Raw genomic sequence first — 15399 nt, 5'->3', positions numbered from 1 at the left:
CATGCGCAACCCCGAGACCCAGGATAGATCGCAGGCGCCAGGTGAATGGGCCGATGATTGGAAAACCGGCCGGCCGGAAGATCATGGTTTCAGGGCCGGGTTTGCCGAGCAGCTCGACGAGGCGATTGCCAACGGCGAGCTGCCCGGCCTCCATGGCATCGTCATGGCCGGCGGCGGCCGCCTGATCCTGGAACGCTATCTCACCGGCGAAGATCAGTGCTGGGGAAAGCCCCTCGGCCAGGTGGCGTTTACACCGCAGACGCTTCACGATCTGCGCTCGGTCAGCAAGTCGATCGTGGGGCTTCTCTATGGCATTGCCTGCCATGAAGGAAAGGCGCCACCGCTCGAGGCACCATTGCTCGACCAGTTCGGTGCCTATCCGGACCTTGTCCACGATCCCACGCGCGCAGCACTCAAGGTCTCGCATGTCATCACCATGACTATGGGCCTGGAGTGGAACGAGGATGTTCCCTATGACGATCCCGCCAACAGCGAGATCGGCATGGAGATGGCACCCGATCGCTATCGCTTCATCCTGGAACGACCCTTCATCGCTGCTCCGGGCGAGCGCTGGATCTATAATGGCGGTGCATCGGCACTCCTCGGACGTTTGATCGAACTGGGCAGCGGCATGTCCCTGCTCGACTTTGCCCGCGTGAAATTGTTCGACCCGCTCGGCATCACTCAAGTGGAATGGGTGACGGGTGCAGACGGTGTCTATTCCGCCGCGTCGGGCCTGCGCCTGCGGCCGCGTGACCTTGCCAAGATCGGCCAGTTGATCCTGCAGCATGGTACATGGCAAGGCCAAGCGGTGGTGCCCCATGCCTGGCTGAACCAGGCCTTAACAACGCGCATTCCCTGCTTTGACGATGTGCATTATGGCTATCAATGGTATGTCCGCGATGCCACCGACGGTCACGGCAAACGCGTCTTCGCCTTGGGCAATGGTGGCCAGCGCCTGATCGTGCTGCCACAGCATGACCTCATCGTCGCCATCCTGTGCGGCCGGTACAATCAGCCGGACCAATGGAAGGCACCGGCGGCGATCATGCTGCAACATGTGCTGCCAAATTTGACACCGGCAACCTGAGCAGCCACATGCCGTCGATGCAGGGACCTATGGGCGAATCGGCGGCCATGCGATAGTGCCTCTCGCAATCGGCGGGCGGGGGCAGGCTGTGATTTCACTTCGCAATCTTTCCATGCATTTTAAGGTACATGAGAAAGAGCCGGGCTTGGTCGGCAGCCTGCGGTCGCTGTTCAACCGCCAGTACCGTCAGGTCGTTGCGGTCGACAATATCAGCTTCGATATCGCCCCCGGTGAAATCGTCGGCTTCCTGGGACCAAATGGTGCCGGCAAGACCACCACCCTCAAGATGATGTCCGGCTTGCTGCACCCAACCGCCGGCACAGTCACCGTTGACGGCCACACACCGCACCGGCGGGCGCCGGACTTCCTCGGTGCCATCACGCTGGTCATGGGCCAGAAGCAGCAATTGCTCTGGGATCTGCCGGCCGCAGATTCTTTCCTCGTCAACAAGGCCTTCTATGCCATCGAAGACAAAGACTACCGCCGGCGTTTGGGTGAGCTGACCGACCTGCTGGCGCTGGCCCCTATTCTCCACAAGCCCATCCGCACCCTTTCGCTGGGCGAGCGCATGAAATGCGAGCTTGCTGCAGCGTTGCTTCACCGGCCGAAAATCCTGTTCCTCGACGAGCCGACCATCGGCCTCGACATCAACATGCAGCAGAATGTGCGCGATTTCGTGCGGGACTATAACCGCCTGCAAGGTGCCACGATCATGCTGACCTCGCATTACATGGGAGACATCTCAGCGCTGGTATCGCGGGTGCTCGTCATCAACGGCGGCAGGCTGGCCTTTGACGGCAGCCTGCGCGAGCTGACGGACCGCGTGGCCGACAGCAAGATTCTGAAGCTGCATTTCACGACCGCTGTCGACCGCCAATCCCTGGAGCGCTTCGGGGCGATCGAAGAGATCGACGGCCGCACGGCGACGATCAAGGTCGAGCGCCGCAGCGTCCCCCAGGTGGCCGGCGCCATTCTTTCCGCCTTCACCGTCGAAGATATCGCGATCGAGGATGTCCCCATTGAGGAGGTGATCAGCTCGCTCTTCGTCGCGCGTGAATCGATTGCGGAGCATGCTGATGAATAGGCATGTCGTGGCCATGGGGCGGGCCTTCGCCTGCGCCTATGCCAGCAACGTCCAATACCGGGCCGAATTCGTCCTTTACATGATGGCCGGCATGGTACCGATCATCATGCTGTTCGCTTGGCGATCGCTGGCCGATGCCGGATATACCGGGAGCATCGACAGAGCCTGGTTCGCCGCCTATTTCCTGGTGATCTTCGCCACCCGGCAACTCAGCCCAATCTGGCTTATTCGCGAGATGGACAGGCAGGTTCGCCTGGGTCAATTGTCGCATCACCTCTTGCGGCCCCTGCCCCTCTATTGGCACCTGATCGGGCATAATCTTTCCGACAACGCCATTCGCCTGCCGGTGATCCTGATTGTCGTTCCTTTCGGCCTGTGGCTCTTCGATGCCACACCCATCATTCATGCCGACCGCTTGCCCCTTTTTCTCCTGTCGCTGCTGCTCGGCATGCTGGTTCACTTTCATCTTGAAATGGCGATCGGCCTCACCGCCTTTTGGACCAATCAATCCTGGGCATTTGAGGATTGCTACACCGTGGCATTCTATCTGCTGACCGGCTTTACGGTTCCCTTGACGATGTTCCCCGACGAAATTCAGTGGATCGTCTCGGCATTGCCATGGCGATACATGTTCGGGCCGCCGGCGGAAATCCTGGTGGGCGCTCACCATGGCACGGATTTGCTGCATCTCATCGGCGGGCAGGTTCTCTGGCTGGCAATCTCTGCCTTGCTGGCCTGGCAATTGTGGCGGCGCGGCCTGCGCCGCTATACCGGAGCCGGATCATGATCCGCCACGGTCGTCTGCTGAAGCGCTTTGTCGCCAGCTCGGTTCAGCAGGATCTCGAATATCGGACCGGATTCTGGATCAACATGTTCAGCACCCTGCTCGCCCTTGGCTCCAGCATCGCCGTGCTGCAGGCATTGCTCAGCCGTGGGGGCGAGATCGGTGGCTGGGACACCAATGCCGTTATCGTGCTGCTGGGTGTTTTCACCATCGTGGATGCGGCAGTCGGCCTGGTCTTCCGCCCGAGCCTGCGCAAGGTTGCCGAATATATCGAGCTCGGCAACATGGATTACATGCTCTTGAAGCCGGTCAATTTGCAGTTTTCCATGTCCTTGCGGGCCTGGAGCATCTGGATGTTGCCCAATCTGGCGATCGGCGCGGCGCTGGTCGTCTTCGGCATGGCCGAGGCAGGTACTGCGACGGTCGATCACCTGGCCCGCGCCATTTTCGGCATCGCTGCCGGTGTCACCATCCTCTATGCGCTCTGGGCGATTGTGACCGTCTCCGCTTTCTGGTTCGTGCGGATCAGCAACGCCCAGATGATTCTTTACGCACTGATGGGTGCCGCCCGCTATCCAGCAACCATTTATCCTGCGGGCCTCCGGCTCTTCTTCACCTTCGCCCTGCCCATCGTCTTCATCACCAACGTTCCGGCAGCCGCCGCCGTCGACCGGGCGTCCTGGCCGACCATCGGATTGAGCTGGCTGGTGGCTGTCGTGATGTTTGCTCTGTCGGTCACGATCTGGCGCTACGCCGTCCGCCACTATACGAGTGCGAGCAGTTAGGCCGATCTCACGTCCAGCCATCATCGTCGAGTTTGACGGCACTCTTAAATCGTCATGGTCCGCGAAGGCGGACCACCCACGAGTTTGGTCGCAACTGAAAGAAAGCAACTCGTGGATCCCCGCCTTCGCGGGGATAACGATCAAATTCGCAGAGAGTGGGCCGCCCTCACCCGCACTTGCTGTAGCCGCAGGAGGTGCACATGTCGCAGCCTTCCTGGCGGATGAGCGAGGGGGAGTTGCATTTGGGGCAATGGGCCAGTTTGCGGCCGCCGGCATCGCCATTGCCTTGCCCGTCGGCAAGGTTGGCGACCTTCCTTGCCACCATATGGTCGATCTCGGCCCGTTCCTGGGCCGGGTCGGGCAGGAAGCCGATGGCGATGAGGTGGCGTTCGATGACTTCGCCGATGGCGGCCAGCAATGAGGGCACATAGCGGCCGCCAACCCAGGAGCCGCCCCTGGGGTCGAACACGGCCTTCAATTCCTCGACCACGAAGGAGATGTCACCGCCGCGGCGGAACACGGCCGAGATCATGCGCGTGAGGCCGACCGTCCAGGCATAATGCTCCATGTTCTTCGAGTTGATGAACACTTCGAACGGGCGCCGGCGGCCATCCTGGATCACATCGTTGATGGTGATGTAGATGGCATGGTCGCTTTCCGGCCAGCGCACCTTATAGGTGGCGCCAGGCAGTGCTTCCGGCCGGTCGAGCGGCTGGGTCATGTAGACGACGCCGCCGGCCTCATAGACATCCTGGGGCTTGGGCGCATCGAGGCGCACGGCATCCGATTGCTGGCTGGCGCGCGGCGAGATCAGCGGCAGCTCGACCTGGCTCTTGGGCGCCTCCTTGGGCTTCACCTCGAGGACCGAGCCGGTGACGTCATTCGGCCGGTAGGTGGTGCAGCCCTTGCAGCCCAGTTCATAGGCCTCAAGGTAGACGCTCTTGAATTCCTCGAAGTTCAAATCGACCGGGCAGTTGATGGTCTTGGAGATCGAGCTGTCGATATACTTCTGCACCGTGGCCTGCATCACCACATGGTCGTGGGGATTGAGCGATTGGGCATCGACGAAATAGTCGGGCAGCGCCGCGTCCTCGCCACGCAGGCGGTGGAACAGCCGATACGCATAATCCGTCACTTCTTCGGCCTGGCGGGTGCCGTCCGGCATCAGGACATGGCGGGTGTATTTGAAGCTGAAGACCGGCTCCAGCCCCGAGGACACGTTGTCGGCAAAGAGCGAGATCGTGCCGGTGGGGGCGATTGAGGTCAGGAGCGCGTTGCGGATGCCATGCTTGGCGATGGCATCCTGCACATCCTGGTCCAGGGTCTTCACGGTCTCGGACGCCAGGAACTGCTCCCGGTCGAAGAGCGGGAAGGCGCCCTTCTCGGCCGCGAGTTCGGTCGAGGCCAGATAGGCCGAGCGCGCGATCGCCGCCATCCATTGCTCGGTCAGCTTGATCGCCTTGGATCCGCCATAGCGCGCCTCGCACATGATGAGGGCGTCGGCCAGGCCAGTGACACCGAGGCCGATGCGGCGCTTGGCCTTGGCTTCGCCCAGCTGCTGGTCCAGCGGGAAGTTGGAGACGTCGATGGTGTTGTCCATCATGCGGATCGACATCCTGACCAACCGGTCAAGCGCCGCCATGTCGAGCTGCGCGTTCACCGTGAACGGATCAGAGATCAGCGTGGTGAGATTGACCGAGCCCAGCAGGCAGGCGCCATAGGGCGGCAAGGGCTGCTCGCCGCAGGGGTTGGTCGCGGAAATCGTTTCGCAGTAATGGAGATTGTTCTTCTTGTTGATGCGATCGATGAAGATCACACCCGGCTCGGCATAGGCATAGGTCGCGCGCATGATGCGCTCCCACAGCTCACGCGCCTGGACGACGCGGTGGGTGGTGCCTTTGAACTTCAGCTCCCACGGTTCGTCATTCTTCACCGCGGCCATGAAGGCGTCGGTGACGAGGACCGAGAGGTTGAACATGCGCAGCCGGCCGGCCGTCTGCTTGGCGTCGATAAATGCTTCAATATCAGGATGATCACAGCGCAAAGTCGCCATCATGGCACCGCGCCGGTGACCCGCCGACATGATTGTCCGGCACATCGCGTCCCAGACATCCATGAAGGAGAGTGGGCCGGAAGCGTCGGCGCCGACGCCCTTCACCGGGGCACCCTTGGGCCGCAAGGTCGAGAAATCGTACCCGATACCGCCACCCTGCTGCATGGTCAGCGCAGCTTCACGGAGATGGGTGAAGATGCCGCCCATATCGTCCGGGATCGTGCCCATGACGAAGCAGTTGAACAGGGTCACGGTGCGCTTGGCCCCCGCTCCGGCTAGGATTCGGCCGGCCGGCAGGAACTTGAAGTCAGCGAGCGCTTCGAAGAACTGGGCCGACCATTTGGTGCGCACCTCCGGTGCCTCGGCCTCCGCCAAGGCGTCCGCCACCCGGCGCCAGCTATCCTCAATGGTCTTGTCCACAGGCGCGCCGTCCAGCGATTTCAGCCGGTATTTCATGTCCCAGATCTGCTGGGAAATCGCGGCAACCTGGGCCATTTTCTAATCCATCCTGATGGGCAAAACCGAGGCGCCAGTTAACCACTTTTGGCGCCCTTCCGTCAACGCTTGTTCTGCCTTTATTCTCCCAAACTTACCCACAAGAAGACAGGTTTATAATATTGATTATTAAATATAAATTCAGTTCACACACAGACAATACAGGCTGTGGATAAAGTTATCCACCTAATCCCGAAAAACGATGATGAGACGTCATGGACGCCCCTCACCCCAGCCCTCTCCCCGCAAGCGGGGCGAGGGGGTTTCATACGAGCTCGCGGCAGAGCCCCTCGCCCCTCTGGGGAGAGGGGTTGGGGTGAGGGGTGATCAGTTTCTGCCGAGATCCAGGTCGTTCAAAAACGTTAGAACCCGTTCCGGCATGCCGTGCTGCATGAGGTCGTTATGGCCGGCATCGGGCGGGAAGAAACCCTGCTTGGGCTCCTTGGCGGCTTCGAAGACGCGGCGACCGAACTGGGCTGGCGTCGTCCGGTCGAGATCGCCGTGGATCACCAGCAGCGGCTTCCCCACCCGGGCGATCTTGGAGAGCGTGTCGAACTTGTCCCGCACCAGGAAGTCGAACACGAAGAACTTATAGCGCTGCCGGGCGGAGCGCAGGATGGAGGCAAAGGGCGCCTCCAGGATGAGCGCCCGTGCCGGTCGCTCGGTCGCCATCTGGGTGGCGACGGCCGATCCCAGGGACTCACCAAACAGGATCAACTGTTCCGGCTTAACGCCTTGTTGCTGAAGGAAGTTGAGCGCCGTTCGCGCATCGGCATAGAGTCCAGCTTCGGTCGGCGCGCCCGGATTGCCGCCATAGCCGCGATAGCCCACCAGCAAGGCGCCATAGCCCGCCGCGGCATAAGGCAGGATGCGCACGACCCGGTCACCATGATGCCCGGCATTGCCATGGAAATAGCCGATCACCTGCCCGTCCGCCCGGGTCGGCGGCAAATACCAGGAGGTGACAGTAAGGCCGTCGGTCGAGGGCATGGCCACTGCCTGCATGCCGGCCGGCGCCTGGAACTCTGCCAAGGCTGGCAGCTCGTCGGAGGGCTTGAAGACGATGCCGCGCTGCTTGACGAACAGCAGGCCGAGCACGGCCACGTAGCACATGGCCAGGGCCAGAACGAAACCGACAAGCATCTTGGCAACCCCCGAAAGCAACGAACTCAATCAAACTCTCTTCGCAGCGTTACGCTGTAGCGACTTGAAACTCAAGCAAAGTAACCGTGGATTCTTACGGCAATCGGCGGGTTCGGAAGTATTGGGTGAAGCGCTCGACCGCCTGCCCGCCTTCCGTCTTGCACCAGTTCTTCTGCCCCGACAGTCCACGATCCTGATACTCGAAATCGACCGCCATGTCGGCGTCGACCCGCGCCTGCCGGTCGGCCTCCCGGCCGATTTTCCCGCGGGCGATCTGGTCGTTGCGCAGCAGGGCAAAGCCGTTATGGGACGGCATGTCGACCAGCCCGCAATATTCGACCACTCCGTAATCATAATAGGTACGGACCAGCTCGGGGTACGGATTGAGCGGACGAGCCTCCTCGGCCGAGGCTGTCCCCGACAGCAGGGAGGCCGCCCAGATCATATGCCGCCATCCGATTGCCATCCGCCATCCTCTCCGCGCGTCACAATGGACGTTGCCAGTTCCGGCGTCTTGCGTCATCAAAAGGTCATGACGGAATTACCCTCAAAGCCTGCGGATGCTTCGCATTTTCAGAGGCTCAACCGCCTGCTCCTGACCCTCTATGCCAGCTCGAGCCTCGCTGCTTATTTCGCCCTGCCCGCCCTGGTCCACGGGCAAGGTCCGGCCTGGACCTGGGGCCTGCTGCCTCTGGCCCTGATCGCCAACGGCTATTGGGCGACGCTTCATGAAGCGATCCATGGTCAGCTGCTGTCCCGCGCCGACCATAACCGGCAGGCAGGCCGGCTGCTCGCCATCCTATGGGGATCGTCCTTCCGCCTGCTGCGCTTTGGCCATCTGATGCATCACCGCTTCAACCGGCACAAACTTGACCGACCGGACAGTTATGATCCGGCCAAGTCGACGGCGTTTGCTGCACGAATGCGGTTCTTCGGCGAGGTCTTTGGTGGGCTCTATGTCATCGAGGTGTTGACGCCGGCGCTCTACCTGCTGCCGCAGTCCTGGGTCCAGAAACTGGTGCGTGGGATCTATGCCGGGGACGAGACGCCGATGCCCAGGCTGCGTCCCCTCGCCGAGCAGGCGCTGGCCGGGACGAAAGGCATTGCCGAGATCAGGCAGGACGCGCTCTGCGCCTGGGTCCTGCTGATCCTCGGTTTCATCGCCTGGGGATCCTATTGGCCGGCCTTCCTCGGCTTCGTGGTCGGCCGCGGCCTGCTCGTGTCCATGCTCGACAATGTCTATCATTTCCGGACACCGCTCGATCAGGTCGATTACGCCTATAACCTCAGCCTGTCGGCGCCCCTGCAGCGCCTGTTCCTCAACATGAACATGCACCGCGTGCACCACCGCAGGATGCATCTGCCGTGGTGGCAATTGCCTGGGCAATTCACATCGGACAGCGAGCATTTCGATGGTTCGCTGCTGGGTGGCGCTTTCAAACAACTGGCCGGGCCGATGGCAATGTCGCCGTCGACGACAGGCCAGAAGGCAGAGCCAATTGCCGCTAAAATGAGCACGCGCGTTTCTTAACACGGCGCAACAAGAACTGGTGGAAAGCGTATTACCAGTCTTGCATTTCCATTTTCGCCAGCCCATTCTGAACGCGGCTTTTCGGCATGACCCGCTCATCCTCGATTGGCGGTCATGGTGTTGGGCCTTATCTCTGTTCCTGATTTTCAAGAGCGCACTCATGACTGACCAGTACCAGTCCTCCGGCGGTAGCGAGCTCAGGGGGAAGATTAAGTGGTTCAATCCGGAGAAGGGCTTCGGTTTCGTTACGCCGGCTGATGGCTCTTCTGACGTGTTCCTGCATATTTCGGCATTGAAAGATGCCGGGCTGCAGGATGCCCCCGAAGGTTCGACAATCACCTGTGAGGTCGGCCAAGGGCGCAAGGGAATCCAGGTCCTGCGCGTGATCAACCTGGACACCTCGACAGCAGCACCTGCGCGTCCGGCAGCACCGCGTCGTCCCTTCGGTGGGGGCGGTGGCGGCGGTGGTGGCCGTCGTGACTTTGGCGGCGGTGGTGGAGATCGGGGCGGCTATGGTGGTGGCGGTGGTGGCGATCGCGGCGGTTACGGCCGTGGCCCGCGTCATCATCACGACGATTAAGGCCGAGCGAGAGGCTCATTCCGCTTCATGGCGGCGACCTCGGATGAGGTCGCCGTTAGAAACACGCCCACCCATCGCGGTGGGCTTTTTTGTGCCTGCGATGAATGCGAGCGACTAGGGGCTGAGTTGCGTCGCCCCTGTCTATGAATCCGCAATACAGGCCTGGGCATGACGGCTTCAATTTGATGTGGAAAGCCTACCCTTTCGGATAAGTAATCCGCGTCACTTCGAGTTCGAGATTGCCCACCGGGCGCTTCCAGATCACGACATCGCCGACCTTGGCATCCTTGAGGGCGAGCGCGAAGGGCGAGACCCAGGACAGCTTGCCGGCGGTGGGATCAGCTTCGTCTTCGCCGACGATCTGGAAATGGCGCTTCTCGTCATTCTCGTCGACAGTATCCACGATGGCGCCGAAATCGACGCTGTCGCGGGGCTGGGCATCGACATCGACCACGATCGCCTTGGCGATGCGTTCCTGCACGTAACGCAGATCGCGTTCGACAACCAGCTGCTGCTCCTTGTCGAGCAACTGCTCGTCGGCCATCAGGCGGCTGCGCTGGTCTTCCAGTGCCTCCTCCTGCTGCTTCAGCAGATCGAGCCCATGCGGCGTCACGAAATTGGGATGCGGGCTTTGCGGCCGCTCCGGCAATTCCGTCGCCTGGTCGTCATTCTCTTTTACAAACGCTCTGCTCATACCAACACTCGACTCATGTCGCGCGGCTACCCGTATTAAACTAGGTACCGGCATTAAACTGGGCACCCGCACTAAGCTAGGCCGAAGCGCCGCGCCGTCAAGGTCAAAGGCATAATTTATATGTGGAAAATGCCCGCTTGAACCCGGCAAATGCCTGCCGGCACGGCCAGCAAATACCTGTCGGGACGCGCAGAAACCGCCAGCCGGCACAGGCGTAAACCACCCGTTTCCGTGATTGTGGACCAATGCCCGGCTACCCCTATATAACGGGCGCGCACCCAAAACCGTGCCAACCCGCGCCTGAGGTCGGCACAAACCGCGTGATCGCCAAATGCAAAGCTTCGACGTCGTCATCATCGGTGGAGGGGTTGTCGGCTCCTCGGCCGCCTACTTCCTCAGCGCCCAGCCTGATTTCAACGGCACCATCGCCGTCATCGAAAGAGATTCGACCTATGCCGAGGCCGCGACGCCGCGGTCAGCGGGTGGTGTGCGGTTGCAATTCTCGACCGCCGAGAATGTGCTCATCTCGGCCTTCGGTGCCGCCTTCATCAAATCCGCCGACGAGCATCTTAGGGTCGGCAATGAAGGGTCCGGTGTCGAGTTCCGCGAGAACGGCTATCTGTTCCTGGCGACCGGCGCCGGTTTGAAGACGCTCCTCAACAATCAGCGCCTGCAGCATGAATTGGGCGCCGCGACCGAGCTTCTCAATCCGCGCGAGTTGGAGGAATCCTTTCCCTGGCTCAACACCGCCGATCTTGCCGGTGGCAGTTTCGGCCCGGTCAACGAAGGCTGGACCGATCCCTATAGCCTGCTGCAGGCCTTCAAGCGCAAGGCGCGTTCGCAGGGCGTCACCTATATCAGCGACACGGTCACGGGCCTCTCCCGCGACAGCCGGCGCATCACCGGCGTTAGCCTGGCGTCGGGCGAGAGCATCACCTGCGGTGCCGCCATCAACACTGCCGGTTGCCAGGGCCGCACGATTGCCGCCATGGCAGGTTTCGATCTGCCGGTGCATTCCAAGAAGCGCTTCATCTATGTGTTCGATTGCCGCGACGAGATCGAGAACGTGCCGCTTACCGTCGATCCCAGCGGCGTCTGGTTCCGTCCCGAAGGCACGCAGTTCATCTGCGGCGTCTCGCCGGAAGAACATGACGATCCGGACAGCTTCGATTTCGAACTGGATTATCGCTTGTTCGAAGAACTGATCTGGCCGACGCTGGCACATCGCGTGCCGGCTTTCGAGGCGATCAAACTGGTACGCGCCTGGGCCGGCCACTACGATTACAATGTGTTCGACCAGAATGCGATCATCGGCCTCGCACCAGGCTATGACAATTTCCTGCTCGCCAACGGCTTCTCGGGCCACGGCCTGCAGCAATCGCCTGCCATCGGACGGGCCTTGAGCGAGCTGGTCACATTCGGGCAATATCGCAGCCTGGATCTGCGCCGCTTCGGCTATGAGCGCCTGCTAACCGGGGCGGCTTTGCGGGAAGTGAACGTCGTCTAAAAACAAAAATTCGATCATAAAATAAGATCATAAAATCATCTGGGAGCCGGTCACATGAGCGCCACCGCCCTGATCTCGGTCCATTGCAAGGATCATCCCGGCCTGATCGCCGAGATAACCGGCCGCCTGTTCGACCTGGGCGTCAATCTGGGTGACACCAGCTTTGCTGTGCTGAGCGGCAGCGCCGAACTGACCATGGTGGCGCGCCTGCCGCTAGGTGTGTCCCTCGGCGACGTCGACAAGGAACTGAAATCGCTGGGCCAGTTGAAGGATGCCAAGCTCAGCGTGACGCCGTTCCAATATAATGAGGTCCGTACCGAGCAGGCCCATGTTACCCACCGCGTCGAGATCACCGGCGACGACAGCCCCGGCCTGATCGCGCGCCTCTCCGAGGCATTGCCGAAGTTCAATGCCAATATCGTGCGCTTGAATTCGGAATCGGTGCCCTCGGATTCCGGCGCGCGCTTCCTGCTCAGCATGGCGATCACGGTGCCGCCGGCCAAAGCTGCTACCTGCATGGCAACCGTCGCCAACACCGCATCCCAGCTCAATCTCAAATGCCATTGGCAGCAGGTCGGCTGATCCGACTTACATGAGTGAGATAGCGACGCGGCGGATCGGCATCGTGCTGGTGCCGGATTTTGCGCTCGCCTCTTTCTCCATGATCATCGAACCGCTGCGCATCGCCAACCGGCTTTCCGGCCAGAAGCTCTATGATTGGTCGCTGCTCTCCGGCGACGGTGGCCTGGTCGGCTCCAGCGCCGGGATCGAGTTGCAGACGCAGCCCATTGCCGACCAGCGCGACAGCGTGTTCGATCTCGCCATGGTTTGTGCCGGCTTCCATGCAGAGCGCTATCGCCATGCCGGCGTTCTCAACTGGCTCCGGCGCCATCGCCGCCTCGGCAAGGATGTGGGTGCCGTGTCAACCGGCACCTTCGTGCTGGCACGCGCCGGGCTTCTTGCAGATCATCGCTGCACCGTGCATTGGGATTTCCGGGGGGCGCTCGCGGAACTCTATCCGGACCTCAATCTCGAAGACGCGCTCTATGTCATCGACCGCGGCATCGTCACCTCCGGGGGATCGATTGCCGCCCTCGATCTGATGCTGCGCCTCATCAGCGACCAGCAGGGCCTCGCTTTCTCAAAAGCGGTCGGCGAACAATTCGTCCACAGTGGTGCCCGTGTGCCCACCGAGCATCAGCGCGGCGACCTCATTCACCGGCTCGGCACGGCGAAACCCGTGCTGATCGAGGCCGTGAAGCGCATGGAAAGCGCCCTCGACCGCGCTCTGTCACCGGCCGACATTGCCGGCGACCTCGGCATCTCGCAGCGCCAGCTGGAGCGCCAGTTCCGTAGCCAGTTGGGCCGCACACCCATCGCCTATCATCGCGATCTCCGCCTCGATCACGCCAGGCGCCTGCTCTCGCAGACCGCCCTGCCGGTGACCGAAATCGCCCTTTCCTGCGGCTTCGGGTCGGCGTCGCATTTCGCACTCCTCTACCGGCAACGGTTCGGGCGGCTGCCGAACGAGGATCGGCGTTGAACAAGTACCATCCAGTATTTAATCGTCATGGTCCGCGAAGGTGGACCATGACGAGAATGGAGGGCGTCATCGTCTTGTCGCGATCCTGACTCGGAACGGACTCGCTCCCGACCGTATACGCGTCATCGACACGACGTAATTTTCCATCATGCAATCGCGCCGCAAATTCCTCATTGCGACCAGTACAACTCTGGCCGGATTTGCCGTCTCCAGCAGTGGCTTTGCCAATTTCGCGCCGTTCTATGCCCATGGCCGCAGCCGCAATCCGCTGGCGACGCGGAGCAATCCCTTCACCCTGGGTGTTGCCGCCGGCAGTCCAACCGATGACGGTTTCATCCTGTGGACGCGCCTCGCGCCCGACCCGCTGGCACAGGATCAAGCAACCCCTGGCGGGATCGCGCGGCAGGATCATCCGGGTGGCATTGCTGTCGATTGCGATATCGCGCTCGATCCGGAGATGCGCCGCATCGTCCGGCAAGGCGTCGCCACGGCAGAAGCCGATCATGCCTATGCCGTGCATCTCGATGTCGATGGGTTAGGGCCGGCACGAGAGTTTTGGTATCGTTTCCGTCTCGGCGATTATGAAAGCACCGTCGGACGCGCGGTAACCCTGCCGCGTCCGGGACGCCCGGCGGACACCCTGCGCCTCGGCGTCAGTTCTTGCGCCAATTACGAGCGCGGATATTTCTCCGCCTATCGGCACCTGGCCGACGAACGGCCGGACATGGTGCTGATGCTGGGCGACTACATCTATGAGCAGGTCGAACGCAACCGGCCGACCTTGCGCCGCCACAGCGACGATGCCGTGCCCACAACCCTTGATGGCTATCGCCGCCGCTATGCGCAATACCGACTGGATGCCGATCTGCAGCGCCTGCATGCGACGGCACCGACCCTGGTCACCTGGGATGATCACGAGGTCGAGAATGACTATGCCGGCGAATGGTCGGAGAGTTTCGCAACCCCGACCGATTTCCTGCGGCGGCGGCAGGCGGCCTATCAAGCCTTCTATGAGCATATGCCGCTGCGCGTGCGACCGGTCCGCGATGGACTGCGCGTTCACGACTGCATCACCTATGGCGATCTGGCGCGCATCTCCTTGCTGGATGGACGGCAGTACCGATCGCGCGAAGCCTGTTACGGTGCGCCGGATCGTGGTGGCGGCCATGCGGTTGACAGTGTCACCTGTCCGGAACTGATCGATCCCAGCCGTTCCATGCTGGGCTTCGACCAGGAGCAATGGCTACGGGGCAATCTTGCCACCTCGCCCGCGCGCTGGAACCTGCTGGCGCAGAACGTGATCATGGCGCAGTTGGGCGATCGGCAACCGGATGGCAAATTCAGTGCTTGGACAGATGCCTGGGACGGTTACCCGGCAGCGCGGGCCAGGCTGCTGCAACAAGCGGCGCAGGTGCGCAATCCGGTGGTGTTCAGCGGCGATATCCATTCCTTCTGGCACAATGATCTGCAACTTGCCCCTGGCCAGACGATCGCCACGGAGTTCGTGACCAGTTCGATCACATCTGACGGCCCGCCGCAGGATCATCTGCAGGCGAAGGTCGACGGCCACGCCAATCTCCATTACGCCGAAAGCCGCTATCGCGGATATGCGATGGTGGAGATTGAGGGCAGCAGGTTCACCACCCGCTTCCGTGCCATCAGCGACGTCGAAGATCCACTGGCCACCATCTCGACCCTGAAGAGCTTCGTGATCGAAGACGGGCAGAAGGGTGCCATCGCGGCCTAGCGCAGCATGATGTCTTCGGCGAGCAAGGTGCCGACGATCAGCAGCACCGGCAGCAGGCAGGCGATGAATGGCTTCTTCGCCGGCAGGCCCTTGGCCAGCGCGCGGATCAGCAGAACGACATTGACGAGGAAGAAGACCAGCGAGACCAACGCCCAGACGATCATCCCGAACATCATGCCGCCGCCGGCGTCCGGCCCGTTTGGACCGCCTGCTTCAAGCAGCAGGGCGATGGGCAGCAGCACGAGCACGAAGGCCACATAGGCGAGATTGCGCCGGCCGACCTTTTCCATCCAGTTCATCATCCCCCCAATTCTCAAATTTTGCAGCAGCTTACAGGTATTCTGGCCAGCTGGCAGCATGCTG

The 15399-nt window shown here is 61.5% G+C and carries 15 protein-coding genes; 10 read left to right on the top strand and 5 right to left on the bottom strand.

All coding sequences use genetic code 11. The annotated features are described in order from the left end of the window. Window position 1 precedes the first annotated feature (1 nt). From AC1DWZ_RS12930 to AC1DWZ_RS12915, 4 genes are all read left to right on the top strand, one after another. The gene (locus AC1DWZ_RS12930) at window positions 2-1090 is read left to right on the top strand and encodes a serine hydrolase domain-containing protein (protein ID WP_477169303.1); all 1089 of its coding nucleotides are present in this window, start codon (window positions 2-4) and stop codon (window positions 1088-1090) included. Window positions 1091-1202: 112 nt separating this feature from the next. Then, a complete protein-coding gene (locus AC1DWZ_RS12925) occupies window positions 1203-2174 on the top strand; it encodes an ABC transporter ATP-binding protein (RefSeq protein WP_477169302.1) in 972 nt (323 codons plus the stop codon). Next, window positions 2167-2961, top strand: coding sequence for an ABC transporter permease (locus tag AC1DWZ_RS12920; protein WP_477169301.1), 795 nt, complete (start codon window positions 2167-2169; stop codon window positions 2959-2961). Before AC1DWZ_RS12925 ends, AC1DWZ_RS12920 begins: the two co-directional genes overlap by 8 nt. Further along, complete coding sequence (locus tag AC1DWZ_RS12915) at window positions 2958-3743, top strand: ABC transporter permease (RefSeq protein WP_477169300.1); 786 nt, start codon at window positions 2958-2960, stop codon at window positions 3741-3743. Before AC1DWZ_RS12920 ends, AC1DWZ_RS12915 begins: the two co-directional genes overlap by 4 nt. Before the next feature lie 166 nt (window positions 3744-3909). Here the strand turns inward: AC1DWZ_RS12915 and AC1DWZ_RS12910 are convergent, their stop codons facing one another. The 3 genes from AC1DWZ_RS12910 to AC1DWZ_RS12900 form a co-directional block, all read right to left on the bottom strand. Then, window positions 3910-6291 carry an adenosylcobalamin-dependent ribonucleoside-diphosphate reductase gene (locus AC1DWZ_RS12910; RefSeq protein WP_477169299.1) on the bottom strand — a complete coding sequence of 794 codons (2382 nt, stop codon included), beginning with the start codon at window positions 6289-6291 and terminating at the stop codon, window positions 3910-3912. A gap of 327 nt (window positions 6292-6618) precedes the next feature. Continuing rightward, complete coding sequence (locus AC1DWZ_RS12905; RefSeq protein ID WP_477169298.1) at window positions 6619-7464, bottom strand: alpha/beta hydrolase; 846 nt, start codon at window positions 7462-7464, stop codon at window positions 6619-6621. A 64-nt stretch (window positions 7465-7528) separates the two neighbouring features. Beyond that, window positions 7529-7900 (bottom strand): hypothetical protein, encoded by a 372-nt coding sequence (locus tag AC1DWZ_RS12900; protein WP_477169297.1) that lies wholly within the window; start codon window positions 7898-7900, stop codon window positions 7529-7531. A gap of 66 nt (window positions 7901-7966) precedes the next feature. On the opposite strand from AC1DWZ_RS12900, the gene AC1DWZ_RS12895 reads away from it, so the two are divergent. Both AC1DWZ_RS12895 and AC1DWZ_RS12890 read left to right on the top strand, forming a co-directional pair. Next, on the top strand, window positions 7967-8965 hold the full coding sequence (locus AC1DWZ_RS12895) for a fatty acid desaturase family protein (protein ID WP_477169296.1): 999 nt from the start codon (window positions 7967-7969) through the stop codon (window positions 8963-8965). 160 nt (window positions 8966-9125) lie between these two features. Further along, window positions 9126-9545, top strand: coding sequence for a cold-shock protein (locus tag AC1DWZ_RS12890; RefSeq protein ID WP_477169295.1), 420 nt, complete (start codon window positions 9126-9128; stop codon window positions 9543-9545). Window positions 9546-9741: 196 nt separating this feature from the next. On the opposite strand, the gene AC1DWZ_RS12885 is transcribed toward AC1DWZ_RS12890, so the two are convergent. After that, complete coding sequence (locus tag AC1DWZ_RS12885; protein ID WP_477169294.1) at window positions 9742-10239, bottom strand: GreA/GreB family elongation factor; 498 nt, start codon at window positions 10237-10239, stop codon at window positions 9742-9744. A 331-nt stretch (window positions 10240-10570) separates the two neighbouring features. Here AC1DWZ_RS12885 and AC1DWZ_RS12880 point away from each other — a divergent pair, with 331 nt between their 5' ends. The 4 genes from AC1DWZ_RS12880 to AC1DWZ_RS12865 all read left to right on the top strand — a co-directional run bounded on the left by AC1DWZ_RS12880 (window position 10571) and on the right by AC1DWZ_RS12865 (window position 15036). Then, window positions 10571-11746: an NAD(P)/FAD-dependent oxidoreductase gene (locus AC1DWZ_RS12880; protein ID WP_477169293.1), complete on the top strand. Its 1176-nt coding sequence runs from the start codon at window positions 10571-10573 to the stop codon at window positions 11744-11746. A 54-nt stretch (window positions 11747-11800) separates the two neighbouring features. Further along, a complete protein-coding gene (locus tag AC1DWZ_RS12875) occupies window positions 11801-12328 on the top strand; it encodes a glycine cleavage system transcriptional repressor (protein ID WP_477169292.1) in 528 nt (175 codons plus the stop codon). A 10-nt stretch (window positions 12329-12338) separates the two neighbouring features. After that, the gene (locus AC1DWZ_RS12870) at window positions 12339-13289 is read left to right on the top strand and encodes a GlxA family transcriptional regulator (RefSeq protein ID WP_477169291.1); all 951 of its coding nucleotides are present in this window, start codon (window positions 12339-12341) and stop codon (window positions 13287-13289) included. A 148-nt stretch (window positions 13290-13437) separates the two neighbouring features. Further along, on the top strand, window positions 13438-15036 hold the full coding sequence (locus AC1DWZ_RS12865; protein ID WP_477169290.1) for an alkaline phosphatase D family protein: 1599 nt from the start codon (window positions 13438-13440) through the stop codon (window positions 15034-15036). Here AC1DWZ_RS12865 and AC1DWZ_RS12860 read toward each other — a convergent pair. Continuing rightward, on the bottom strand, window positions 15033-15338 hold the full coding sequence (locus tag AC1DWZ_RS12860) for a hypothetical protein (protein WP_477169289.1): 306 nt from the start codon (window positions 15336-15338) through the stop codon (window positions 15033-15035). The genes AC1DWZ_RS12865 and AC1DWZ_RS12860 overlap by 4 nt on opposite strands. Between the last annotated feature and the right edge of the window lie 61 nt (window positions 15339-15399).

It is taken from the genome of Dongia sp. P2_B8 (assembly GCF_056404715.1).
This window is presented reverse-complemented; position numbering and strand designations above follow the sequence as displayed.

Excerpts from the sequence above, each read along its gene's own strand:
- AC1DWZ_RS12865 (WP_477169290.1), top strand. The coding sequence starts at position 13,438 with ATGCAATCGCGCCGCAAATTCCTCATTGCGACCAGTACAACTCTGGCC.
- AC1DWZ_RS12900 (WP_477169297.1), bottom strand. The coding sequence starts at position 7,900 with ATGGCAATCGGATGGCGGCATATGATCTGGGCGGCCTCCCTGCTGTCG.
- AC1DWZ_RS12870 (WP_477169291.1), top strand. The coding sequence starts at position 12,339 with ATGAGTGAGATAGCGACGCGGCGGATCGGCATCGTGCTGGTGCCGGAT.
- AC1DWZ_RS12930 (WP_477169303.1), top strand. The coding sequence starts at position 2 with ATGCGCAACCCCGAGACCCAGGATAGATCGCAGGCGCCAGGTGAATGG.
- AC1DWZ_RS12890 (WP_477169295.1), top strand. The coding sequence starts at position 9,126 with ATGACTGACCAGTACCAGTCCTCCGGCGGTAGCGAGCTCAGGGGGAAG.
- AC1DWZ_RS12885 (WP_477169294.1), bottom strand. The coding sequence starts at position 10,239 with ATGAGCAGAGCGTTTGTAAAAGAGAATGACGACCAGGCGACGGAATTG.
- AC1DWZ_RS12895 (WP_477169296.1), top strand. The coding sequence starts at position 7,967 with ATGACGGAATTACCCTCAAAGCCTGCGGATGCTTCGCATTTTCAGAGG.
- AC1DWZ_RS12860 (WP_477169289.1), bottom strand. The coding sequence starts at position 15,338 with ATGATGAACTGGATGGAAAAGGTCGGCCGGCGCAATCTCGCCTATGTG.
- AC1DWZ_RS12925 (WP_477169302.1), top strand. The coding sequence starts at position 1,203 with ATGCATTTTAAGGTACATGAGAAAGAGCCGGGCTTGGTCGGCAGCCTG.
- AC1DWZ_RS12880 (WP_477169293.1), top strand. The coding sequence starts at position 10,571 with ATGCAAAGCTTCGACGTCGTCATCATCGGTGGAGGGGTTGTCGGCTCC.
- AC1DWZ_RS12920 (WP_477169301.1), top strand. The coding sequence starts at position 2,167 with ATGAATAGGCATGTCGTGGCCATGGGGCGGGCCTTCGCCTGCGCCTAT.
- AC1DWZ_RS12915 (WP_477169300.1), top strand. The coding sequence starts at position 2,958 with ATGATCCGCCACGGTCGTCTGCTGAAGCGCTTTGTCGCCAGCTCGGTT.
- AC1DWZ_RS12910 (WP_477169299.1), bottom strand. The coding sequence starts at position 6,291 with ATGGCCCAGGTTGCCGCGATTTCCCAGCAGATCTGGGACATGAAATAC.
- AC1DWZ_RS12875 (WP_477169292.1), top strand. The coding sequence starts at position 11,801 with ATGAGCGCCACCGCCCTGATCTCGGTCCATTGCAAGGATCATCCCGGC.